This window comes from Micromonospora sp. ATLC16 (assembly GCF_057196645.1).
In genome coordinates this window covers 22,720-43,981 of sequence record NZ_JBXUOW010000040.1, presented here as the reverse complement: position 1 = coordinate 43,981, position 21,262 = coordinate 22,720, and the positions used below count along the sequence as shown (strand labels likewise).

Below are 21,262 nucleotides of genomic sequence, written 5' to 3'. Positions count from 1 at the left end.
CGTCGGGCTCGCCATCGACCCGCCCGACGGAAAGGACGAACGCATGCCGATCCCACCAACGCACCGGCGACTCGGTCGGGCACTGGCCTTCGGGCTGGCGCTGACCACCGCCGCAGTCGCCACGAACACGCCGGTCAGCGCGGGCCCGCCCCGACCGGCCAGCCCCGACTTCGGGCCCAACGTCACGATCTTCGACCCGAGCATGCCGGTCAGTCAGATCCAGGCGACCCTCGACGCGGCCCACGCCGCACAGGTCGACAACGAGATGGGCACCAGCCGGCACGCCTACCTGTTCCGGCCGGGCCAATACGGGACCGCCGAGCAGCCGCTCCAGATCAAGGTGGGCTACTACACCGAGATCTCCGGCCTGGGCGCCTCCCCCACCGACGTGGTGATCACCGGCAAGGTCGAGGCGTACAACCGGTGCCTGACCGAGGGCGGCACCGCCAACTGCATCGCGCTCGTCAACTTCTGGCGCACGCTGAGCAACCTGTCGTTGCGGATCAACGCCACCGGCCAGGACGACTGCCGTGCCTCGGCCAACTTCTGGGCGGTTTCCCAGGCAGTGTCGATGCGTCGGCTCGACATCAGCGGCGGCGGCCTGTCACTGATGGACTACTGCACCAACGGGCCGCAGTACGCCAGCGGCGGCTTCATCGCCGACTCCCGGCTGCCGGCCACCACGAACGGCTCACAGCAGCAGTGGCTGACCCGCAACAGCGAGGTCGAGAGCTGGTCCAACGCCGTGTGGAACCAGGTGTTCGCCGGGGTGGTCGGCGCACCCGACGACGCCGGATTCCCCGACCCGCCGTACACCACGCTCGACACCACCCCGCTGAGCCGGGAGAAGCCGTACCTGTTCGTCGACGCCAGGGGGAAGTACCAGGTCCGGGTGCCGGCCGCGCGCCGCGACACGCGCGGCATCACCTGGGGTGCCCGGATGACGCCGGGGCGGACCATCCCGATCAGCGACTTCTTCGTCGCCCGGCCGTCGGATCCGGTGCACGTCATCAACCGGGAACTCGCCCGGGGCCGGCACCTGCTGCTCACCCCCGGCGTGTACGACGTGGCCCGCAGCATCGAGGTCCGCCGGCCCGACACGATCGTGCTCGGCATCGGGCACGCCACCCTGACCGCGGTCGACGGCGCGGTGCCGCTCAACGTCGCCGGGGTGCCCGGAGTGGTCGTCGCCGGGGTCACCATCGACGCGGGCCTGAAGGAATCACCGGTGCTGCTGCGGGTCGGCCGCGAGCACGGCCGCAACCACAGCACCCCGCGCAACCCGATCACGCTGTCCGACGTGTACTTCCGGGTCGGCGGCCCGCACATCGGCAAGACGGACACCGCGCTGGAGGTCAACAGCGACCACGTGCTGATCGACCACACCTGGGTGTGGCGGGGCGACCACGGTGTCGAGGGCTTCACCGAGGGCGTCAACGGCGACACCGACCGCTGGCGTACCAACACCGGCCGCTACGGCGTCGTCGTCAACGGCGACCACGTCACCGCCACCGGCCTGTTCGTCGAGCACTTCCAGCGGTACAACACCGTGTGGAACGGTGAGCACGGCACCACGATCCTCTACCAGAACGAGCTGCCGTACGACCCGCCCACCCAGGCGGACTGGCAGAACGGCACGGTCAACGGGTGGGCCGGCTACAAGGTCGGCGACCGGGTCCGCCACCACACGCTGCACGGTGGCGGGGTGTACGTGTTCAACCAGAACAACCCGTCGATCCGAACCGAGAACGGCTTCGAGGTGCCGGTGCGACCCGGCATCCGGCTGCACCACATCATGACGGTGAACCTCAGCGCCGGCACCATCGACCACGTGGTCAACGGCGTCGGCGAGGCCGCCGACATGGACCGGGTCGGCGCTCCGGTCTACCTGGAGCAGTACCCGTAACACCGCGGGCGGGGGCCGGTAGCTCGCCGGTCCCCGCCGACGCGGTTCAGTCCACCACCGGGCTGCGGCGCTCCAGCAGGACGACGTCGCGCCAACGGCCGTGGTGGCGGCCCACCCGTTCGCGGGTGCCGACGACCCGGAACCCGGCCCGACGGTGCAGCGCCAGGCTGGCGGTGTTCCCCGGGAAGACGCCGGACTGGATAGTCCAGATGCCCGCCGCGTCGGTCGACTCGATCAGCGCGTCGAGCAGCAGCCGGGCCACCCCCCGCCCCTGGGCCGCCGGGTCCACGTAGACGGAGTGCTCCACCACCCCGGCGTAGACCGTTCGGGTAGAGGTCGGCGACACGGCGATCCAGCCGATGAGCGTCCCGTCCCCGTCGACCGCGACCAGCCGGTGCGCCGGCAACCGACCGGCGTCGAAGTCGCTCCAGGTCGGTGCGACGGTCTCGAAGCTGGCGTTACCGCCGTCCAGCCCGGCCTGGTAGATCGCCAGTACCCGATCGGCGTCGTCCGCCGTCATCGGGCGCAGCCGCACCTCGGCCCCTGCCGGCTCGTTTCGGATCATGGCCGAATCGTAGGCGAGGGGCGCCGAACGGCCCGCACGCGAATCGGAACCGCGCCGGTCGTCGCCGGGACCCACCCGGCCCGGTGACCGTTTCTGGCGAGCCTGGCATCGTTGGTTCAGGTGGTGCGGGCCACCGCACTAGCTGCCGGGACTCCGCCGGTACCGCTCACCGTGGCAGCCCAGGCGACGGGAGCGGTTCCGCCGGACCGGGCGCGACCTGCCGCCGGGCGGGTCCGGCACGGGCGAGCCGCGCTCCCCCTCGGCAACCTCGACGGACGTGTCGAAGGTGATGGTGAAGCGCTGCCGCAGGGACGGCGGCAGTGGCGCCCGGCTCACGCAGCGACGCAGCCGGGGCAGTGCCCGGCGGCCCCGAGCCGCGTCGAGCAGGGCCGCGTACATCGCCGATGTGCCGTGGAAGACGGTGACCTCCTCGCGCAGCATGAGGTCCAGCGCGGCCGGGCCGGTGAAGCGGCTCAGCAGCACCAGGGTCGCCCCCGCCCGGAAGGTGCCGGTCAGGGCGACCGCCTGACCGAAATGACCACCCAGCGGCAGACAGCCGAGCACCACGTCGCTGCCGTCCGGCTCGGCGGCCGGGTCGGCGTCGGCGTCCGCGAACCCATTGGCCTGGCCGGGTGGGGTGTCACAGAGATCCTCCAACCGAGGTACGTCGGACGGACCCCGGGCCGGGCCGACCGTGAGCAGCGGCACGCCGGCCCGGGCACTGAGCCGCCGCCCGGCGGCCAGTTGCGAGGTGTGGCAGACCAGCAGCCGCGCAGCCCGGGCCAGGTGATCGACGTGCGGACCGACCGGCACGGCGACGGCACCGGCGGCGAGGGCGCCGTAGTAGACCCGGGGAAAGTCCACCACGTTCGGCGCGAGCAACGCCACCGCGTCGCCGCCGCGCACCCCGGCGGTCCGCAGGCCGGCGCCGTAGCAGCGGGCCTCCAACCACAACTCGGCGTACGTGACCCGGATCCGGCCGTCGACGACGGCGACGGTGTCGGCGTGCCGGTCGGCGGAACCGGCCAGCACGGTCGCCGGGGACAGCGCGGTCATCGGGGCGGGTCCACGTACAGCCGGCTCACCGTCTCGGCCACGCAGACCGGCTTGCCGCCACCGTCGCCGTCCACGGTCGCCGTGGCCACCAGCTGCGCCCCGCCGTCGAACGGGCTCACCTGGTCGATCGTGGCGACGACCCGCACCGAGCTGCCGACCCGTACCGGAGCGGGGAAACGGACCCGGTTGAGACCGTAGTTGACCCCCATCCGCACCCCGTCCACCCGGTAGAGACGGCCGACCAGCGCCGGCAGCAGGGCGAGCGTCAGGTAGCCGTGGGCGATGGTGCCACCGTACGGCCCGGCCGCCGCCCGTTCCTGGTCGAGGTGGATCCACTGGTGGTCGTCGGTGGCGTCGGCAAACCGGTCGACCCGGCGCTGGTCGATCGGAAACCAGGGGCCCGGTCCGAGCCGTTCGCCGACCGCGCCGGCCAACTCGTCGATGCTGGCGAAGCGCCTCATCCCAGGTGCCCCCCGAGTTTCGTGTAACCGCGCAGCAGGTCACGGGAGATGATCAGGCGTTGCATCTCGTCGGTCCCCTCGAAGATCCGGTACAGCCGCACCTGCCGGTACCAGCGTTCGATCGGCAGCTCGCGGGTGTAGCCCATGCCGCCGTGGATCTGCATGACCCGGTCGACCACCCGGTTGACCATGCCGGCGCCGTAGAGCTTCGCCATCGAGGAGGCGTGCCTCGGGTCCAGGCCGGCGTCGACCGTCCAGGCGGCGCGCAGGATCAGCCAGCGGGCCGCCTCCAGCTCGGTCTCCGAGTCGGCGATCATCCACTGGATGGCCTGGTTGGTGCCGATCTTGGCCCCGAAGGTCTCCCGGGTGTTGGCGTGGTCGATGGCCATCCGCAGCGCGCGTTCGGCGATGCCGACGGCGTGCGAGGGGATCGTGTAGCGCCCCTTGCCGATCCACTGCATGGCCAGGGCGAAGCCCTGCCCGACCTCGCCGAGGATGTTGCGGTTCGGCACCCGTACGTCGTCGAAGAACAGCGAGGCGGGCCCACCCTCGCCCATGGTGGGGATGAACTCCGACCGCCAGCCCATCGCCCGGTCCACCAGGAACGCGGTCGCCCCGCCGCCGCGGGCCCCCCGCTCGGGGTCGGTGACCGCGATGACGATGGCGAAGTCGGCCTCGTTGCCGCCGGTGATGAAGGTCTTCTCGCCGTTGAGGATCCAGTCGTCGCCGTCGCGACGGGCCCGGAACCGGATGTTCGCCGCGTCGGAGCCGGCGCCCGGTTCGGTGATGGCGAAGCAGGAGTTGCGCTCCCCCTCGATGGTGGGCAGCAGGAACTCCTGCCGCTGTTCCTCGGTGGCGTGGAAGAGGATGTTGTCCGCCTCGCCGCCGAAGCGGAACGGCACGAAGCTGCGGCCGATCTCCGTCCAGATCAGCGACTGGACGACTGCGGGCAGGTCCATGCCGCCGTACTCCGCTGGCGTGGCCAGCCCCCAGAAGCCGAACTTGCGGGCCTTGAGCTGCAACTCCCTCAGCTCGGAGCGTTCCAGGCCGGGCTGGTGGGCCCGTTCGCGGCGCAGCAGCTCCTGCTCCAACGGCATGACCTCGCGGGTGACGAAGTCGCGGGCGGTGTCGCGGATGGCCCGTTCCTCGTCGGACAGCCCGAAGTCCATGTGCTCACGGTTCCTCTCCCGGTTCAGAAGGCGTTGACGCCGGTGAGCGCCCGCCCGATGAGTAACTGCTGGATCTGGCTGGTGCCCTCGTAGAGGGTGGCGACGCGGGCGTCACGCAGGTACTTGCCGACCGGGTACTCGTCGATGTAGCCGTACCCGCCGAAGACCTGGATGGCGTCGTTGGCCGCGCGCACGGCGGCCTCGCTGGCGAACAGCTTGGCCATCGACGCCTCGGTGGCGAACGGCTGGCCCCGGTCGATCAGGTCGGCGACCCGCCACACCAGCAGCCGCGCCGCGGCGGTGTCGACCGCGATGCCGGCGAGCAGTTGCTGCACGAGCTGGTGGCCGGCGATCGGCTTGCCGAACTGCGTGCGGGCTCCGGCGTAGCCGACGGCGGCGTCCAGGCAGCCCTGGGCGATGCCGACGCAGCCTGCGGCGACCGACATCCGTCCCTTGGCGAGGGTGGCCAGCGCCAGCTTGAAGCCGGCGCCGCACTCACCGAGGCGGGCGGTGTCGGGCACCCGGACGGAGTCGAGGACGAGTTCGGCGGTGGCCTGCCCGCGCAGGCCCAGCTTGCCCTTGATCTCCGACCGGGTCAGGCCGGGGCTGTCGGTCGGCACCAGGAACGCGGTGATGCCCCGGTGGCCCGGGCCGCCGGTACGGGCGAAGAGCAGCGCCACGTCGGCGGTGGTGCCGTTGGTGATGAACGTCTTGCGGCCGGTCAGCAGCCAGTCGTCGCCGTCGCGGACCGCGCGGGTGGTCAGCGCCGCCGCGTCCGAGCCGCTGTCCGGTTCGGTGAGCGCGAAGCAGCCGAGCGCGGTGCCGGAGCAGAGCAGCGGCAGCCACCGTTCGCGCTGCTCCGGGGTGCCGTGGGTGGCGATCGACTTGGCCACCAGGCCGAGCGAGACCGACACGATGCCCCGAACGGCGGAGTCACCCCGGCCGAGTTCCTCCAGCACCAGGCAGTACGCGAGGTGATCGCCGCCGGAGCCGCCGTGCTCCTCGGCGATGGTGAGGCCGAGGAAGCCGACCTCGCCGAGCTTGCCGACGATCCCGGGGTCGACCGCCTCGCGTCGGTCCCAGGCCGTTGCGTACGGCGCCACCTCGCGGTTGACGAAGTCGGCGGCGAGCGAACGGACCGCGACCTGCTCGGCGGAGAGGTGAAGGTCCATGACAGTAAACTAGCGGTGCAAGTTTTACGCTGTCCAGACCCCGGTGTGGCAAAGTTCCCCGCGAGCCACCCACCCGAAGGAGGACGCCCATGCCCCGGCCGCGACAGGCCCTGCTCAGCCGGGACCGGATCGTCGAGGCCGCCGCCGCGTTGATCGACGCCGAGGGGCTCGACGCGTTCTCCACCCGCCGGCTCGCCGCCGCGCTCGGCGTACGCGGACCCTCGCTGTACAACCACTTCGCCACCAAGGACGCGATCCTCGACGCGGTCGCGGACAGCATCACCGGCCAGGTCGACGTGTCGTTCTTCGGCGAGGTGGACTGGCGCGAGGCGTTGCGCCGCTGGGGGCACTCCTACCGGGCCGCCCTCGCCGCCCACCCGAACATCGTGCCGCACCTGGCGCGCGGCCCCGGCCGACGTCCGGCAGCGCTGGCCATGGCCGACGCCGTCTACGGCGGGCTGGTCGCGGCGGGTTGGCCACCCGCCCGGGCGACGCACATCGGCGCGCTGATGCGCTACTTCGTGATGGGTTCCGCGCTCAGTTCCTTCGCCCAGGGCTTCGTGGAGGACCCGGGGCTCTACGCGGAGCAGTACCCGCACCTGAGCCAGGCCCACCGCCTCGCCGAGCACCAGCACCAGGTCGACGAGGGCGCCTTCGCGCTGGGGCTGGAGGCGCTCATCGACGGGCTGTCGCACACCTACGAACGCGTCGTCGGCCCACCGCCACCCCTCCCGCCGGGCGGCCCGGCGTACTAGAGTCCAAACTTGCACCGCTAGTTTTAGGTTGAGGTGAGGAGCCCATGGAATCCGTACGGACCGACTTCTACCTCGACGGACGCTGGGTGCGCGCCGAGAGCGGCCAGCCGCTGGAGGTGCACAACCCGACGACCGAGGAGGCCATCGGCACCGTCCCGGCCGGTACGGCCGGCGACGTCGACCGGGCCGTGGCCGCCGCGCGGGCCGCCTTCGAGGGCTGGGCGGCGACCGACCCCGCCGACCGGGCCGCCCACCTCGACCGGCTGCACGCCGCCCTGACCGCCCGCGCCGACGACATCGCGCACACCGTCGCCGCCGAACTCGGCACCCCCCTGAAGGTCGCCACCCGCGTCCAGGCCGGGCTGCCGCTGACCGTGCTGCGCAGCTACGTCGACCTGGCCGCCCACCCACCCGCGCCGCAGACCGTGGGCAACACCCTGGTGGTACGCGAACCCGTCGGCGTGGTCGGCGCGATCACCCCGTGGAACTATCCGCTGCACCAGATCGTCGCCAAGCTGGCGCCCGCCCTGGCCGCCGGCTGCACGCTGGTGCTGAAGCCGAGCGAACTGACGCCGCTGACCGCGTACCTGCTGTTCGACGCCATCGACGAGGCCGGCCTGCCACCCGGCGTGGCCAACCTGGTCACCGGCACCGGCCCAGTGGTCGGCGAGGCGCTCGCCGGCCACCCCGACGTCGACCTGGTCTCCTTCACCGGCTCCACCGCCACCGGCCGGCGGATCACGCACCTGGCCGCCGACCGGATCGCCCGGGTGTCGCTGGAGCTGGGCGGCAAGTCGGCAAACGTGATCCTCGACGACGCCGACCTGGCCAGCGCGATCAAGGTGGGCGTCGGCAACGCCTTCCTCAACTCGGGCCAGACCTGCACCGCGTGGACCCGGATGCTGGTGCACCGGGACCGCTACGAGGAGGCCCTCGACCTGGCCGCCAAGGCGACCGACGGCTACCGGCTCGGCGAACCGCTCGACCCGGCCACCCGACTCGGCCCGCTGGTCTCCGCAGCCCAACGGGACCGGGTGCGCGACCACATCGCCCGGGGCCTGGCCGACGGCGGCCGGCTGGTGGCCGGCGGCCCCGACGCCCCCATCCCGCAGCGGGGCTGGTTCGTCGCCCCGACCGTCATCGCCGACGTCGACCCCGACAGCGCCCTCGCGCAGGAGGAGGTCTTCGGGCCGGTCCTGGCGGTCATCCCCGTCGACGACGACGACCACGCGGTGCGGGTCGCCAACAACTCCCGCTACGGACTGGCCGGCGCGGTCTGGTCCGGCGACGAGGACCGGGCGCTGCGGGTGGCCCGCCGGCTGCGTACCGGTGCCGTCGACATCAACGGCGCACCGTTCAACCCGCTCGCCCCGTTCGGCGGCTACAAGCAGTCCGGCGTCGGCCGGGAGCTGGGCGTGCACGGGCTGGAGGAGTTCTGCGAAGTGAAGGCGATCCAACGGTGAGGGGCCTGGTGGTCCGGGGCGTCGGCACGCCACCCCGGGTGGAAAAGGTCGAGCTGCCCGCCACCGGTCCCGGCCAGGTACGGGTGGCGGTCCGGGCGGCCGGCGTCTGCCACTCCGATTTGTCCATGGTCGACGGCACCATCGCCGCACCGTACCCGCTGCTGCTCGGCCACGAGGCCGCGGGCGTGGTCATCGAGGTCGGCGACGACGTCGACCGGATCGCGGTCGGCGACCACGTGGTGCTCGACTGGGCGCCCCCCTGTCGCGCCTGTTGGAACTGCGGCCACGGCGAACCGTGGCTCTGCGAACGCTCCGGCACCCCGGCCGCCACCGTCGGGCACACCATCGACGGCGAGCCGCTGCACGTCACCCTCGGCCTCGGCGCGCTCGCCGAACAGGTGGTGGTGCCGCAGCAGGCCGTGGTCGCCGTACCGCCGGAACTGCCCTTCCCCACCGCCGCGCTGCTCGGCTGCGCGGTACTCACCGGCGTCGGCGCGATCCGCCGTACCGCCGACGTCCGTCCCGGCGACTCGGTCGCCGTCATCGGTCTCGGCGGCGTCGGCCTCTCCGCGGTCGCCGCCGCCCGCGCCGCCGGTGCCGCCCGCGTCATCGCCGTCGACGTCGCACCCGCCAAGGCCGCGCTGGCCCACGCCGCCGGTGCCACCAACTTCCTGCTCGCCGACGACACCCTCAGCCGCGCGGTACGGTCACTCACCGACGGCCGGGGCGTCGACCACGCGGTCGAATGCGTCGGCCGGGCCGCCACCATCCGCGCCGCCTGGCGGGCGACCCGGCGCGGCGGGCAGGTCATCGTGGTCGGCATGGGCGGCAAGGACGACATGGTCACCCTCAGCGCCCTGGAGATCTTTCACTCGGCCCGGACGCTGCGCTCCTCCGTGTACGGCTCCTCCGACCCGGACCGCGACGTCCCCGAGCTGGCCCGCACGGTTCTCGACGGCACCCTCGACCTGGACTTCCTGGTCACCGACCGGATCACCCTCGACGACGCACCGGAGGCGCTGGCCCGGATGTCCCGGGGCGAGGGCGCCCGCACGGTGGTCCTGTTCGACTGACGCGCCCCGGTCGGCCAGCGGCATCCCCGCTCCGAGCATCGAGGGCGTTTATCGAGTGTCGTGACAGGTCGGTGCCCCTGCCACCTTTAGCGACCTTCCCTGGCCCAGCACGGACACCTTTTCCGGCGACCTGGAGATCTTCCGTCAGTACGTGTCGCCCCAGTAGGTGTCCGTGCTGGCGTTCACCACGTCCTCCAGCGTACGAAGACCGGTGGGAAAGATGTTGAATTGCCGCAGGTCGGCGAGGTTGCACCAGCGCATCCCCTGCTGGCCTTCGTCGGAGACATCGTCTGCGGCCAGGTAGTCGGCGGACAACTCCGATTTGAGTTCCGCGAGAAAGTAGAACTCGATCTTGTGTTGATCGCGCCCCTTCCCGGCCAGTTCGTGGCGCGCGTGAATGTACTCACGAACGAAGAGCAGGCGCCCTGGCATCACGTCCGCGCCGATTTCCTCCTGGCATTCACGGATCAGAGTTTCGGTCAGCGTCTCGCCGTACTGCTGCCGGCCGCCGGGCAGCGAGTACCAGACCCCGAGCCCCATCTTGCGGTCCACATACTTCAGCAGGAGCACCCTGTCGCCATCGAGGATGACAGCCTTGGCAGAGTTTTCGAGCCGGCTCTCGGCACTCGTCATGTCGTCGCTTCCAATCCCGCTGCTTCGATCATGTCCTGGAACGTGTGCGGAGGTGGGTTGTTCTGCCAGCCATTCATCGCCAGGCGGTCGAGCAGCGCCCGCTTGAGGTCGATGATCGCCAGGAGCGGCTCACCGAACCGAGGGTCCAGAGCATCGAGGCCGAGCGCGATCTCACGCCAGAGGGTATCGGCCTCCCGGTAGCACTCCCGCATGATGCCACCCGACACCAGCATCTCCAAGATGGCGCTGTGCGTCTTGTTCAGCTCAGGATCGTGGGCCAGCGCCCGGTTGAGCACACCAGCATGCCTGCCGTGGCTGCCGATGACCTGCTGCGCCCGGGTCCAGAGCTTGCTGATTGAATGGCGCAGGTGCGCGTTGAGCGTCGGCTCGGCGAGCCCCTTGGCGACCGGGTAGCTCACCAGCCCAGTAACGGTGTCCTCGAACAGGTCCGCCAGTTCGTCCACCCGCTGTCTCAACCGGCGCATGTCGCGGAGCTCGTCGGCCAAGCCGTCCGGCACGGTCTTCCCGAGATAGGCAAGCAGTCCGAGTAGGCCAGACGAGTAGAAGCCAGATCCGAGGTGTCGAGACCTGACATCCATTCGATACCAGTTCACAAGGCTGTCTCCGTCTTCGAGCGGCGCTGCGTCGAAGCGGGCGGCGTAGTTGTCGTACATGGACTGCACGATTTCCGCCGTCACCTCGGCCATCACCGGTAGTGCCCGAACGCCTGCTGGTGTGAGCGTCGCCTCGCGGACCATCGTCAGCAGGCTGGTCACCGAAAGGCACATGGTCGAGTTGACATCGGCAAGCAGCAAGGCCGGGTCGCGGATGCTGTAGGAAGCCGAAAGGTCGAGGTGGCGGTCCATGTTGTTGAGGATGAGGGTCTGACCCAGTGCGTAAATCTTCAGGTACTCAGCCAGCACCTCCGGATCGGCACCGATCCGGGCACCAACCGCGGCCACCGGCACCGTCTGCCGGAACAGCAGCTCGGAGTCAAGGGCGTCCTGATACAGCCGGGACATCCCGGGAAACAGAAAGTCCATAGTGCGTAGTTGGCTAATGGCTATCAAGATCGGCTGACCGTATCGGGCGAGAAGTTCGACCGTCGTTCCGAAGTCGTAGCCGACTGGGTCAGCACCCGTAGAGAAACGCCTCACCCGCCCGCTCCCACTGACCGTTTTCGTTGCACCCTCTGGAGTACCTCCCACGTGAACTCCATCTGCAAGAGGAAGTAGATCAGCGCGAACGTCGCTGACAGCAGGGGCGTCCAGGAGATGTCTGTTCCATACGTGATGAGACGGTCGGCACCGACAGCGACGTACGCGGCGTTGAGCGATCCGATCACCACTGAAGTAAGTGCTGCGGCCTTCAGCTTGCGTCGACTCTCCAGGTATGGATTGGTCGACCCCCACACCGGTTCCCATCCTTCGGGAAAATCGGCGGCAAGCGCGTGCAGATAGACGCTTCGCAGCCGGTTTACCTGGTGTTTCGCCTCGGTCTGCACCCGATCGGTGACGACATAGGCCCGCAGGACGATCGTGTTCAACACCCCAGCGATCACCGCCGCCGCATAGATGATCGGTAGCCGCAGCACCGTGCCGACCTGCCCCACCGAGGAGATCAATTTTGCGGACACCAGGGCACCAGCGACCAGCACCGGAAAAGCCAGGATACGGAGACTGAGCTTATAGAGATCCCTTTCGGCGTCCTTGTAGTCGTTGTGCAGGATAAACGCCTGCTCGAAGTCGATCAACAACATCTTGCGGGCGGTCTCTACGTCGATGCCCCCGGGTCGCGTCCCCGCTGGCGGTGTGGTGCGAGCCTCCGCAATCTTGGGCGTCAGCGCCTGCTTGATCACCTGGCGCAGACGCCTGCGGCGTTCGTGAGTAGGCACGGGTGATCGCCACCTCCCCATGGTCACGTGCTGCGCATTATCGCGTCAGACGTGGCATCAGGGAAACGGCTCCGCAGAGACGACAAATGCCGACGGAAGACTGTCGCGATCGAGGGCGGTTCTGCGGTCAGTGCACTTCGCCGCGCTACGGTGACGGTCATGCCGCGCTACCTGAAGGTCGTCTACCTCCTAATCCTGCTCGCCCTCGTGGTCTTGGGCTTCGCCTGGGACGCGTCCGTCGGTCTTAAGATCCTGGTTGGTGCGGTGGCGGTAATCCCTGTTGTGGTAGCTGATCTCGTCCTCAGGCACCGGCGGAGCGGGTCACCCAACGCATAGCCCGAAATGTACGGCGGCCTGTCCCACCTCCGGTCATCGCGCTCACCAGCGCGCCGCCAACCCGTCGGCCGCCGACCCCACACCTCGGTGGAGCAGCCGTTCGGCAACTCGACCTGGAGTCGTCTGGCCCCGTCGGAGCCGCAATCCCCAAGTCTCAACCCTGTCCCACCGTCGGCCCTGCGATGAGGATCAGTCGGTTGCGGGCTGGGCGAGAGACAGGAATGGTGCCGTCACTGGTCAGCCCACCCCGAGGGCAACGGCGAGCTGCGTGATCGTGCTCGGGGCGCACGCGTCACGGGCGATCTCGGCGAGTAGCTCCCGGGCGGCGGGGCGGTGACGGATCTCGGCCGGTGCGGTGCGTTCGGCTTCGATCAGGACCCGGGCAGCATTGGTCACATCGTTGGCGTGGAGGTAGGCACGGGCGACGTCGAGCAGGTGCGCAGCGCGATGTTCGGGGGGTAGCCACCGCCATCCGGGCCGCCTGGTGGCCTTTTCGTGCCAGCCGATCGCAGCACCGGCGTCACCGGATTCGACGGCTGCGGCAGTACGTGCAAGGGCGACGGCGGTGGGTCCGAACCCGGTGTGGTGATGGTCGTGCCCGTCGCCGACCCGTTCGGCCATGCCGGCGGCCTCATCGATCAGCTCAGTGGCCGCCGGCTCGTTTCCGTGCTGTGCGGCTGCCAGGGCGGCCTGGATGAGCAGGGTTCCGCACAGGGACAGCTCCGCCGGTGCACCGCTCTCGATCACCGGCGGGGCGATCCGGTAGGCGGCGGCGAGCATCACTGACTTCGCCTCCCGCGTACGCCCCGACATCCGCAACACCTGCCCGAGTTGGACGGCTGCGGCTGCCACCAGCTCCCGGTCACCGGTGGCGGCGAGCATCGCCCGGTCGGTGGCCAGCCACGCCAGCTCGGCGTCGCCGAGCTTGATCAGCAGGGCGGCGGTAATCCGGTACGCCTCCACCAGCGGTGTTCGACCCTGGACCGGGGCTTGGGCGTGAGTGCGCTGTGCATTGGTGAGCAAACCCGGCGCCATGTCGATCACCTGCTGGTAGCGGGCATACTGAAACGTCGTCCACGCGTGCTCCACCTCCCGCAGCATCCGGTCCACCGGAAACACCGGCCGCAGGCCCGCCGGCATGCCCAACGGAATCTCGTACCGGGACAGCGCAAACCTGATCCGATCGACACCCTCGGCGCGATGCGTCGCCTCGACCGACTCGGCGTTCCCGCCGACCAACACGGCGGCATCGATACGCAGCACGCGGGCGATCTGCTGGAGAGTGGACAGTCTGTCCAACGATCGGGCTCCGCGCTCAACCTTGTCGACCCAGCTCTTCGACTTGCCGAGCCGGTCGGCGAACATCTGCTGCGACAGCTTCCGCCGCCCCCGCCAGTACGCCACCCGCCGTCCGACCGGCAACAGCTCAACGCTGTCCACGACGCCACTGCCGGTCCGGTCTCGCCCGGGTGATCTCCTCCGCCGGGATCCGCTCCGCCTCAGCCTCGGCGAGAAGCCGCCGCTTCGCCGCTTCCCGCTCGGCTGCTTGGATCTGCTCGCCCCGGCTCACCCCTGGCTCGTCGCCGTCACCCTGCATCCCCACCTCCGTCGGCCGAAGCGCGGCGGCAAGTCGGCCGTCGCAGGTCTACAGTGACGTCCGGATGTCACCGGCCGCGACGACACAAGGCCCGACGAACAGGCCACATTGGTGGCGACGAAAAGGCGACACGGCGCTATCGTGTCGGTCATGGACGCCCCCAATACCGCCCTGCGAGCTATCCGCATCGGGATGCGGATGAGCCAGGACGACTTCGCCCGCGCGCTCCAGGCGGCCGGCCATCGCGTCGGTGAGCCCAACGACGCCAACAAGAGGCTCGTCCAACGATGGGAGTCCGGCGCGATCGCCGCGCCCCGACCCGTCTATGCCCGCGCGCTGGAGGTCGTCACCGGCCTACCCATCTCGCTGTTGGGCTTCGCCTCGGTTCCCGGCAGGGAGGTCGCCGACGACCAGCACGGCGGCCACGACCTGACATCTCCCATGTCCAGCCTGGCCACGCCGACGCCCAGGCCGACCACAGTTCACCAGTCATACGAGGGAATCTGGCTCAGCCGCTACCAGTACTACTCAAGCGGCCGGGGAGACTCCTTCGCCGGACAGCACTTCGTCGTAGTCCTCCAGCACGGCGACCGGCTGACCGCACGTAGCCTGCCCGGCTCGGCAGCCTCGTCTCTCTCAATGGACCTGACCGTGTTCGGCTCCGTCATCACCGGCACATGGGTCGAGCAGACCGACCCGGCCGGCTACTACCGGGGTGCCCGCTACCACGGTGCGATCCAACTCCTGGCTGAGCCCACGGGTCGACGGATGGCCGGCAAGTGGGTCGGGTTCGGCAAGGACATGGACGTCAACACCGGCCCGTGGGAACTCATCTTCCGCGACGCCTCAACATCCAAGGCCACACTCGACCGGTACAACACCTCGGCGACATAGCGCGCTGCTGATCCGTGTTTTCTAAGGTCATCCGGGCTGCCGGCTTTCGTGCCGGTCGAGTTCATTTGGCACGGTTGCTGTACTTCGCAGCGGTACTTCCGGTTGTCTGGTCCAGCCAATGAAGCGGCGGTGCAGCGCGCCGGCCGGCGCCCAGGGCATGTCCTCGGCGGCCTGCACGAGATAGCCACCGAGGTAGAGGGCCAGTGACACCGGAGCGCCCGCGTACTCCGCACGCAGCTCCCGCCGCCGTGTCGGACACGGCCACGGCAGGTCGCAGCCGCCGCAGCTCCAGATCGGCAGGACCGGGCCGTGGGTGGTCACCCCACACCACCCAGGAACAGGGCGACGCTCGCACGGGCCTGCCGGCTGGTCGCCCACTCCACCTGCCAGCAGGGGTACGGGGACAGCCGCGACCACCACGCCCGACAGCCGGCACACATCCCGTCGAACCCTCGGACATGCACCGCGAGGATCGTCTGCTCCGGGCCGCCGGTCACTGCTCACTCTCCTGCGGCCAGTGACCCCGATTGATCGGAATCCGGTGCCGGGCACGGCACGGCAGGTCGGCTCCGCACCGGCAGACACGCCGCCACAGTTGCCACGACCAGACGGGCCGATGCCGTCGGGCAAACGTCAACGCGGTGGCCGACAGGTACTCGTCGTACGAGACGCGCCGGCTACTCGCTGGCAACACGTCAGGAGCACCTGCCCGCTCTGACCTCACCGGTGGCTCCATGTCGTGCGCTGGTCCCGCATCGTCGGCGCGTACGGCGTTGTCTGGATCGGCTCGCGATGCCACTGCGTGTCGCGCAAGCGCTTAGCCTGGTCGAGCAACCGCTGCTGCGCCACTGCCTGCTCGGCGGCTTGGTGGCGCTGACCCGTTCCAGGCGGCGGGGGTAAGTCGGCCCGCCGAAGTAACCACCGCATGATGTCGCGCAGCTCGGACCAGATCGCCACAGGTTCCGCCTCCCTCGTCACGGGTTGGCGGGTGGCGACGGCAGCGCGACTGTCAGGCGTCGCGCTCGGGTTGACGCCGCCACCCGACAGACACAGTCGGCGCAGCGGGTGCTTCCTGCCGTCGTGTCCTAAACGGAACGCTATGAACAGCACGGTGCGTGATGGCACACCTACGCACCACTACTGGCTGGTGACTCCCATGCGCTCGCACAGGCCCCGCAGTTCGGTGGAGACCAGTCCTCGGCGCAGCAGCCCACGCGCGACCTCCCGCGCCGCCGTCGATGACCGGGTGTGCTGGGCACCGACCCGCTCGGCTGCCAGCAGCATCCGCACCGCGTCTCGCTCCCGATCAGCCGCCACCATCGCGCGGGCCAGGTCCAGCCAGTAGTACACCTGCCGCACCGCCGGCAGATCCCCGACCGCCACCCGGGCAGCCGCCCTTAACGCCTCCTGCGGACGTCCGGTGTCGAGCAGGTAGGCCATCCGCCACAACGCCACGTTGCTCGGGCCCCACAACAGGTCCCAGCTCGTCGTTTCCCCGGTGTGCGCGGCGATCCGCGCCGCCTCGTCGAGGTGATCCTCGGCGGCGGCCTGATCCTTCATACCAGCGAGGTGAAGCGCGCGGGCCAGGTGCAGGAAACCGAGCACATCCAACGCGGTGTCCGCGCTGCTGCCTTCCAGATCCGCTCCGGCCCGATCGCAGTACGTCCGGGCCGGGCCGTACGCGCCGGTGTATGCCGACACCCGTGCCCGATTGGCCGCCGCCACCCCCACCGCAACCGGATCATCAAGCAGGTGCGCAGCCTCGGCCGAACGCTCCGCTGCCAACCAGGCGTGGGCCGAGTAGCCGACGTTCAGCAACGAACCCATCGCCACCCCGTACACCGGCACCATCAACCGGTACGCCGACCGCTGATCAGTCACGCCGTGCAGGGCCGGCACGAGGTCCACAAGCCGGCGCAAGGCTCCGGCGTAGTCGCACCGGCCGTACAGATCCCGCACCAGCGCTGACTCTCGAGCCGCCTGCTCCACAGTGGCAGCCCGGACGATCGGCGGCCCATCGAACGGGTGCGCCATCATCGCCCGCCACACCCGCTCGGCGTCGATCCGCGCGCCGTCAAGCTGTCGATCAGCAGGCGTGTACGGCTGCCCGGTGAGGTCGAAAACCGAACACTCCAGGGCAGCGGCCAGGTCGACCACCATGTACCGATCGGTGCGCTGCACACCGCGTTCGATACGTGACCACGTTGTATGCGAGATGCCCGCGCGACTCGCGGCGTACCGGATGCTCCAGCCCCGCAACTCGCGCCGGGCCCGGATGCGCTCACCCACCGACAGGTCAGCAGGAATGGCTCGGCGAGGCACAACGATCCTATCGACCAACGATCAGATCCGGCAGGCAGCCGTCGCTGCTGGTTGTCTTCGCCCTCTGCGGTCACGGGCGTGGCGCTTGGCTAAGCCTGAGTACAACTTCCCTGTTGTTGTCGTCTCCGTTCGCTTCGAGGCCACAACTTCCCCGTTGTTGTCCTATCCGCAGGGCCACTGTCTACGGCCGGCGCTTGTACTGGTTGCGGTGCTGCACGGTGCGGTGGTTGGGCCTGATTCAACTCAGGCCGACCAGCCGGTGGCGCCACCCGAGAACCCCTCGATCACATCGTCATGCCACGCAGTTCCACGACGCCTGTGCCGGCGCGGTCAGGTAGCGGCGTCGCGTTCGGCGGCGTCGATGTTGGCGTCGGTGACCACGAACATGCCGAGCAGCAGGGTCAGTGTCAGCGACCCCAGGATGGCGAAGACCGCGCGGAGGCCGAACACCTCGGCCAGCAGACCGCCGACCAGCGCGCCGGCCGGCATGCTTCCCCAGGCCAGCGTCCGGTAGCCGCTGTTGACCCGGCCGAGCAGCCGGTCCGGGGTGATCCGCTGGCGTAGCGAGATGGTGATGACGTTCCAGGTGGCGAGCAGGATCCCGCCGACGAAGAAGACGGTGCCGATCACGAACGGGTTGGTGCTCAGCGCCGGTACGCCGGTGATGGCGGCCATCGCCAGCACGGAGAGCGCGAGGGTGCGGGACCGCCCGAGCCGTTTTTCGATCTTGGCGGTGGCGACCGAGCCGAGCACGATGCCGGCGGCGATGGTGGTGAGCAGAAGCCCGTAGCCGGGCTCGGTGAGGCCGACGGCCGAGTCCGGGCCGACCGCGTAGAGCACCAGCACGGCGAAGATGCCGCTGGTGATGAAGTTGCTGGTCCCGACCATGGTGGCCAGGGTGCGCAGCAGCCGGTGCCGCCACAGGAAGCGCAGCCCCTCGGCGATGTCAGCGCGCATCGTGGTCGGGGCGTCGCGTTCGATCCGGAACCGGCCGGCGACCAGGAGCAGCGCGGCGACCGCCACCGCCCAGAGCACCGCCGGCCCGGCGAGCGCCAGGGCCACCCCGGCGGCAACCAGGAAGCCGGCGAGTGGTGGGCCGACGAACTGGTTGGCGGCCAGTTCCACGGCGGCGAGTCGGCCGTTGGCCCGGGGCAGCTGGTCGCGGGTGACCACCTGCGGCAGGATCGACTGGGCGGAGGTGTCGTAGAGGGTCTCGGTGATACCGACGCCGAACGCCACCAGGTAGAGCAGCCAGATCGACCCGGCGTCGAACGCCACCGCCAGCGCCAGCCCGCCGATGAGCGCCGCGCGCAGGGTGTTGGCGGTGAGCATCACCCGACGCCGGTCGAGCCGGTCGGTGAGGGCACCGGCCGGCAGCGCGAACAGCAGCCAGGGCAGGCTGAACGCGGTCGCGACCCCGGCCACCAGCACCGGTGAGCGGGTGTATCCGACGGCGGCCAACGGCAGCGCGATCTTGACGATCCCGTCGGCCAAATTGGACACCGCCGACGCGGACCAGAGCCGCCAGAACCGTCCCCCCAGCCCGCCCTCGTCCGGGCGACGTGCTGCATCCGTACGCACTGGTTCCTCGACCCCCGTCATACCGCCGATCATCGCAGCGTCGCGGCGACCGGCGGAAGGCCGACGGCCTTGCACTGAGTGAAATAGACAGTGCCGATCAGCGGTCGGATCACGGGATCATCCGACCGCACCCCCGGTCCGTCGGCGAGAGAGGTGGGGTCACGATGGCGTTCGCCCGCAACCAGTGGTACGTGACGGCCTACAGTAGCGAGGTCGGGCGGGATCTGCTCGCCCGCACGGTGCTCGGTGAGCCGCTGGTCCTGTACCGCACCGAGTCCGGCGAGGCCGTGGCGCTCGCCGACAGGTGCGTGCACCGCCGCTACCCGCTCTCCGAGAGCCGACTCGACGGCGACACCATCGTCTGCGGGTACCACGGCTTCACCTACGACCAGACCGGTGCCTGCGTCTTCGTACCCGGTCAGCAACGCATCCCGCGTACCGCGCGGGTCGCCGCGTACCCGGTGGTGGAGCAGGATTCGTTGATCTGGGTGTGGATCGGCGACCGGGACCGCGCGGACCCGACCACCATTCCCCGCGCGCCCTGGCTGGACGACCCCCGGTACACGGTGGTGCGTGGGATGGCGCCGCTGAACGCGCGGTACAGCCTGCTGGTCGACAACCTGATGGACCTGTCCCACGAGACCTACCTGCACGGCGGCTACATCGGCACCCCCGAGGTGGCGAACACGCCGATCACCACCGAGGTGGACGAGGAACGCGGCATCGTCTACGTCAGCCGGCACATGGACGACGCCGAGTGCCCGCCGTTCTACGCCAAGTCGACGGGCATCCAGGGCCGGATCACCCGCTGGCAGGACATCGAGTACCACCCGCCGTGCCTGTACCTGCTGCACAGCCGGATCGCGCCGCAGGGCCTCTACCCGCCGGCCGAGGGCGAGGACAGCGGCGCCTTCCACGCCGAGATCGTGTACGCGATCACGCCGTCGACGGAGCACACCACCTACGACTTCTGGGCGGTGGCCCGGGACTTCGCCGTCGACGACGAGTCGGTGAGCGCGTACCTGCACCAGAGCAACCACACGGTGGTCATGCAGGACGTGACGGCGCTGAACATCCTGGAGCAGGTGATCGCGTCCGAACCGGACAGGTACCAGGAACTCAGCATCAACATCGACACCGGCGGGCTCGCCGCCCGGCGTCTGATCGCCCGGATGGTCGAGGCGGGGACGGTGGGGGCGCCCCGATGACCGAGCCGGCCAGCATGCTCACCGGCGACCGGATCTACCGGATCCACTGGATGCCGGGCACCGACACGCTGCGCGGGATCTGCCACTGCGGTGCCGAGCGCGTCGCCGAGGAACCGGTCGAGCTGTGGGAGTGGCTGCTCGCCCACCCGTACGGTCACCAGCCGCCGGAGGCGGTCGCACCGACCCCGCACGCCGCACCGACCCGGACGGCGGTGCCGGCGTGACCGACGACGGGCTGGACGGCGCGGAGCTGGTGGTGGCCGAGCGGGACCGGGCGGCGACGGGTGTCGACGTGCTGGGCCTGTGCCGCCCCGACGGCGGCGACCTGCCCGCCTGGACCCCGGGTGCGCACCTCGACCTGGAACTCGGGCCGGGACTGGTGCGCCAGTACTCGCTCTGCGGCGACCCGGCCGACCGCGCCACCCTGCGGGTCGCGGTCCAGCTGGAGGCGGAGGGGCGCGGCGGCTCGCGGCACGTGCACGAACGTCTCACCCCGGGCGCGACCATCCGGGTGCGCGGGCCGCGCAACAATTTCCCGCTGGTGGCGGCGCCGCGCTACCTGTTCGTCGCCGGTGGCATCGGCATCACCCCGATCAGGCCGATGGTCGCCGACGCCGCCGACGCCGACTGGCAGCTGGTGTACGGCGGACGCAGCCGCGCCACGATGGCCTTCGCCGACGCCCTGCGGGAGAAGTACGGCGATCGGGTGCGCCTGTATCCCCAGGACGAGACCGGCCTGCTCGACCTGGACGAGCTGCTGGGACAGCCGGTCGACGGGCTGGTCTACTGCTGCGGGCCGGAGGCGTTGATCGCGGCCGTGGAGCAGCGCTGCCGGACGTGGCCCGCCGGAGCCCTGCACGTCGAGCGCTTCACCCCGCTGGCCCCCACCGAGGCCGTGGACACCGCCGTCGAGGTGGAACTCGCCCTCAGCGGCCGGACGCTCACCGTGCCGCCGGGCACGTCGATCCTGGCGGCGGTGGAGGCGGCCGGCGTGCAGGTGCTCTCCTCGTGCCGGGAGGGCACCTGCGGCACCTGCGAGACAGCCGTGCTGGACGGCGTGCCGGAGCACCGGGACAGCCTGCTCACCGAGGCGGAACGGGCCGCGGGCGACACCATGATGATCTGCGTGTCCCGGTCGGTCACGCCCCGGCTGACGCTGGAGCTGTGACCGGCCGGC

Annotated in this window: 22 protein-coding genes and 1 pseudogene; 8 read left to right on the top strand and 15 right to left on the bottom strand. The window is 70.2% G+C overall.

Annotated elements, in window-relative coordinates:
• Positions 1-43: 43 nt before the first annotated feature.
• Complete coding sequence (locus AC2CHE_RS17715) at positions 44-1,906, top strand: adenylyl cyclase (RefSeq protein ID WP_484506001.1); 1,863 nt, start codon at positions 44-46, stop codon at positions 1,904-1,906.
• A 46-nt stretch (positions 1,907-1,952) separates the two neighbouring features.
• Here AC2CHE_RS17715 and AC2CHE_RS17710 read toward each other — a convergent pair whose 3' ends face one another.
• The 5 genes from AC2CHE_RS17710 to AC2CHE_RS17690 form a co-directional block, all read right to left on the bottom strand.
• Positions 1,953-2,471 carry a GNAT family N-acetyltransferase gene (locus AC2CHE_RS17710; protein ID WP_484506000.1) on the bottom strand — a complete coding sequence of 173 codons (519 nt, stop codon included), beginning with the start codon at positions 2,469-2,471 and terminating at the stop codon, positions 1,953-1,955.
• A gap of 138 nt (positions 2,472-2,609) precedes the next feature.
• Positions 2,610-3,527, bottom strand: a complete 918-nt coding sequence (locus AC2CHE_RS17705; RefSeq protein ID WP_484505999.1) for an AMP-binding protein — start codon at positions 3,525-3,527, stop codon at positions 2,610-2,612.
• Positions 3,524-3,988, bottom strand: coding sequence for a MaoC family dehydratase (locus AC2CHE_RS17700; protein WP_210936754.1), 465 nt, complete (start codon positions 3,986-3,988; stop codon positions 3,524-3,526). Before AC2CHE_RS17700 ends, AC2CHE_RS17705 begins: the two co-directional genes overlap by 4 nt.
• Entirely contained in the window at positions 3,985-5,157 is a 1,173-nt protein-coding gene (locus AC2CHE_RS17695; RefSeq protein WP_484505998.1) for an acyl-CoA dehydrogenase family protein, read from the bottom strand. The genes AC2CHE_RS17700 and AC2CHE_RS17695 overlap by 4 nt, the downstream gene beginning before the upstream one ends.
• 23 nt (positions 5,158-5,180) lie before the next feature.
• Positions 5,181-6,329, bottom strand: a complete 1,149-nt coding sequence (locus AC2CHE_RS17690) for an acyl-CoA dehydrogenase family protein (protein WP_484505997.1) — start codon at positions 6,327-6,329, stop codon at positions 5,181-5,183.
• 89 nt (positions 6,330-6,418) lie between these two features.
• On the opposite strand from AC2CHE_RS17690, the gene AC2CHE_RS17685 reads away from it, so the two are divergent.
• From AC2CHE_RS17685 to AC2CHE_RS17675, 3 genes are read left to right on the top strand one after another with little or no spacing between them, the layout of a single operon-like run.
• A complete protein-coding gene (locus AC2CHE_RS17685) occupies positions 6,419-7,084 on the top strand; it encodes a TetR/AcrR family transcriptional regulator (RefSeq protein ID WP_484505996.1) in 666 nt (221 codons plus the stop codon).
• Positions 7,085-7,128: 44 nt separating this feature from the next.
• The gene (locus AC2CHE_RS17680; protein ID WP_484505995.1) at positions 7,129-8,547 is read left to right on the top strand and encodes an aldehyde dehydrogenase family protein; all 1,419 of its coding nucleotides are present in this window, start codon (positions 7,129-7,131) and stop codon (positions 8,545-8,547) included.
• On the top strand, positions 8,544-9,620 hold the full coding sequence (locus AC2CHE_RS17675) for an alcohol dehydrogenase catalytic domain-containing protein (RefSeq protein WP_484505994.1): 1,077 nt from the start codon (positions 8,544-8,546) through the stop codon (positions 9,618-9,620). The genes AC2CHE_RS17680 and AC2CHE_RS17675 overlap by 4 nt, the downstream gene beginning before the upstream one ends.
• A 144-nt stretch (positions 9,621-9,764) precedes the next feature.
• Here AC2CHE_RS17675 and AC2CHE_RS17670 read toward each other — a convergent pair whose 3' ends face one another.
• From AC2CHE_RS17670 to AC2CHE_RS17650, 5 genes are all read right to left on the bottom strand, one after another.
• On the bottom strand, positions 9,765-10,253 hold the full coding sequence (locus tag AC2CHE_RS17670; RefSeq protein WP_484505993.1) for an NUDIX domain-containing protein: 489 nt from the start codon (positions 10,251-10,253) through the stop codon (positions 9,765-9,767).
• The gene (locus AC2CHE_RS17665) at positions 10,250-11,296 is read right to left on the bottom strand and encodes a hypothetical protein (RefSeq protein WP_484505992.1); all 1,047 of its coding nucleotides are present in this window, start codon (positions 11,294-11,296) and stop codon (positions 10,250-10,252) included. Before AC2CHE_RS17665 ends, AC2CHE_RS17670 begins: the two co-directional genes overlap by 4 nt.
• Positions 11,297-11,406: 110 nt before the next feature.
• Positions 11,407-12,147 carry a hypothetical protein gene (locus AC2CHE_RS17660; protein ID WP_484505991.1) on the bottom strand — a complete coding sequence of 247 codons (741 nt, stop codon included), beginning with the start codon at positions 12,145-12,147 and terminating at the stop codon, positions 11,407-11,409.
• A gap of 573 nt (positions 12,148-12,720) precedes the next feature.
• The gene (locus AC2CHE_RS17655) at positions 12,721-13,923 is read right to left on the bottom strand and encodes a helix-turn-helix domain-containing protein (RefSeq protein ID WP_484505990.1); all 1,203 of its coding nucleotides are present in this window, start codon (positions 13,921-13,923) and stop codon (positions 12,721-12,723) included.
• Positions 13,910-14,080 carry a hypothetical protein gene (locus tag AC2CHE_RS17650; RefSeq protein WP_484505989.1) on the bottom strand — a complete coding sequence of 57 codons (171 nt, stop codon included), beginning with the start codon at positions 14,078-14,080 and terminating at the stop codon, positions 13,910-13,912. Before AC2CHE_RS17650 ends, AC2CHE_RS17655 begins: the two co-directional genes overlap by 14 nt.
• Positions 14,081-14,230: 150 nt before the next feature.
• Here AC2CHE_RS17650 and AC2CHE_RS17645 point away from each other — a divergent pair, with 150 nt between their 5' ends.
• Positions 14,231-14,974, top strand: a complete 744-nt coding sequence (locus AC2CHE_RS17645; protein WP_484505988.1) for a helix-turn-helix domain-containing protein — start codon at positions 14,231-14,233, stop codon at positions 14,972-14,974.
• 27 nt (positions 14,975-15,001) lie between these two features.
• Here AC2CHE_RS17645 and AC2CHE_RS17640 read toward each other — a convergent pair whose 3' ends face one another.
• From AC2CHE_RS17640 to AC2CHE_RS17620, 5 genes and pseudogenes are all read right to left on the bottom strand, one after another.
• Complete coding sequence (locus tag AC2CHE_RS17640; RefSeq protein ID WP_484505987.1) at positions 15,002-15,295, bottom strand: hypothetical protein; 294 nt, start codon at positions 15,293-15,295, stop codon at positions 15,002-15,004.
• Positions 15,292-15,639: pseudogene (locus tag AC2CHE_RS17635) on the bottom strand (hypothetical protein); the annotation flags it as partial. The pseudogene AC2CHE_RS17635 and the gene AC2CHE_RS17640, both read right to left, overlap by 4 nt.
• A 55-nt stretch (positions 15,640-15,694) precedes the next feature.
• On the bottom strand, positions 15,695-15,931 hold the full coding sequence (locus AC2CHE_RS17630) for a hypothetical protein (RefSeq protein WP_484505986.1): 237 nt from the start codon (positions 15,929-15,931) through the stop codon (positions 15,695-15,697).
• 180 nt (positions 15,932-16,111) lie between these two features.
• On the bottom strand, positions 16,112-17,263 hold the full coding sequence (locus AC2CHE_RS17625; RefSeq protein ID WP_484505985.1) for a helix-turn-helix domain-containing protein: 1,152 nt from the start codon (positions 17,261-17,263) through the stop codon (positions 16,112-16,114).
• A gap of 363 nt (positions 17,264-17,626) precedes the next feature.
• Positions 17,627-18,898: an MFS transporter gene (locus AC2CHE_RS17620; protein ID WP_484505984.1), complete on the bottom strand. Its 1,272-nt coding sequence runs from the start codon at positions 18,896-18,898 to the stop codon at positions 17,627-17,629.
• 143 nt (positions 18,899-19,041) lie between these two features.
• Here AC2CHE_RS17620 and AC2CHE_RS17615 point away from each other — a divergent pair, with 143 nt between their 5' ends.
• The 3 genes from AC2CHE_RS17615 to AC2CHE_RS17605 are packed head-to-tail and all read left to right on the top strand — an operon-like array spanning position 19,042 to position 21,253.
• On the top strand, positions 19,042-20,085 hold the full coding sequence (locus tag AC2CHE_RS17615) for an aromatic ring-hydroxylating dioxygenase subunit alpha (protein ID WP_484505983.1): 1,044 nt from the start codon (positions 19,042-19,044) through the stop codon (positions 20,083-20,085).
• The gene (locus tag AC2CHE_RS17610) at positions 20,082-20,309 is read left to right on the top strand and encodes a hypothetical protein (RefSeq protein WP_484505982.1); all 228 of its coding nucleotides are present in this window, start codon (positions 20,082-20,084) and stop codon (positions 20,307-20,309) included. The genes AC2CHE_RS17615 and AC2CHE_RS17610 overlap by 4 nt, the downstream gene beginning before the upstream one ends.
• Entirely contained in the window at positions 20,306-21,253 is a 948-nt protein-coding gene (locus AC2CHE_RS17605) for a PDR/VanB family oxidoreductase (RefSeq protein WP_484505981.1), read from the top strand. Before AC2CHE_RS17610 ends, AC2CHE_RS17605 begins: the two co-directional genes overlap by 4 nt.
• Positions 21,254-21,262 lie beyond the last annotated feature (9 nt).

Coding starts and splice junctions, on each gene's coding strand:
- AC2CHE_RS17715 (WP_484506001.1), top strand. CDS start 44: ATGCCGATCCCACCAACGCACCGGCGACTCGGTCGGGCACTGGCCTTC.
- AC2CHE_RS17710 (WP_484506000.1), bottom strand. CDS start 2,471: ATGATCCGAAACGAGCCGGCAGGGGCCGAGGTGCGGCTGCGCCCGATG.
- AC2CHE_RS17705 (WP_484505999.1), bottom strand. CDS start 3,527: ATGACCGCGCTGTCCCCGGCGACCGTGCTGGCCGGTTCCGCCGACCGG.
- AC2CHE_RS17700 (WP_210936754.1), bottom strand. CDS start 3,988: ATGAGGCGCTTCGCCAGCATCGACGAGTTGGCCGGCGCGGTCGGCGAA.
- AC2CHE_RS17695 (WP_484505998.1), bottom strand. CDS start 5,157: ATGGACTTCGGGCTGTCCGACGAGGAACGGGCCATCCGCGACACCGCC.
- AC2CHE_RS17690 (WP_484505997.1), bottom strand. CDS start 6,329: ATGGACCTTCACCTCTCCGCCGAGCAGGTCGCGGTCCGTTCGCTCGCC.
- AC2CHE_RS17685 (WP_484505996.1), top strand. CDS start 6,419: ATGCCCCGGCCGCGACAGGCCCTGCTCAGCCGGGACCGGATCGTCGAG.
- AC2CHE_RS17680 (WP_484505995.1), top strand. CDS start 7,129: ATGGAATCCGTACGGACCGACTTCTACCTCGACGGACGCTGGGTGCGC.
- AC2CHE_RS17670 (WP_484505993.1), bottom strand. CDS start 10,253: ATGACGAGTGCCGAGAGCCGGCTCGAAAACTCTGCCAAGGCTGTCATC.
- AC2CHE_RS17665 (WP_484505992.1), bottom strand. CDS start 11,296: ATGGACTTTCTGTTTCCCGGGATGTCCCGGCTGTATCAGGACGCCCTT.
- AC2CHE_RS17650 (WP_484505989.1), bottom strand. CDS start 14,080: ATGCAGGGTGACGGCGACGAGCCAGGGGTGAGCCGGGGCGAGCAGATC.
- AC2CHE_RS17645 (WP_484505988.1), top strand. CDS start 14,231: ATGGACGCCCCCAATACCGCCCTGCGAGCTATCCGCATCGGGATGCGG.
- AC2CHE_RS17620 (WP_484505984.1), bottom strand. CDS start 18,898: ATGACGGGGGTCGAGGAACCAGTGCGTACGGATGCAGCACGTCGCCCG.
- AC2CHE_RS17615 (WP_484505983.1), top strand. CDS start 19,042: ATGGCGTTCGCCCGCAACCAGTGGTACGTGACGGCCTACAGTAGCGAG.
- AC2CHE_RS17610 (WP_484505982.1), top strand. CDS start 20,082: ATGACCGAGCCGGCCAGCATGCTCACCGGCGACCGGATCTACCGGATC.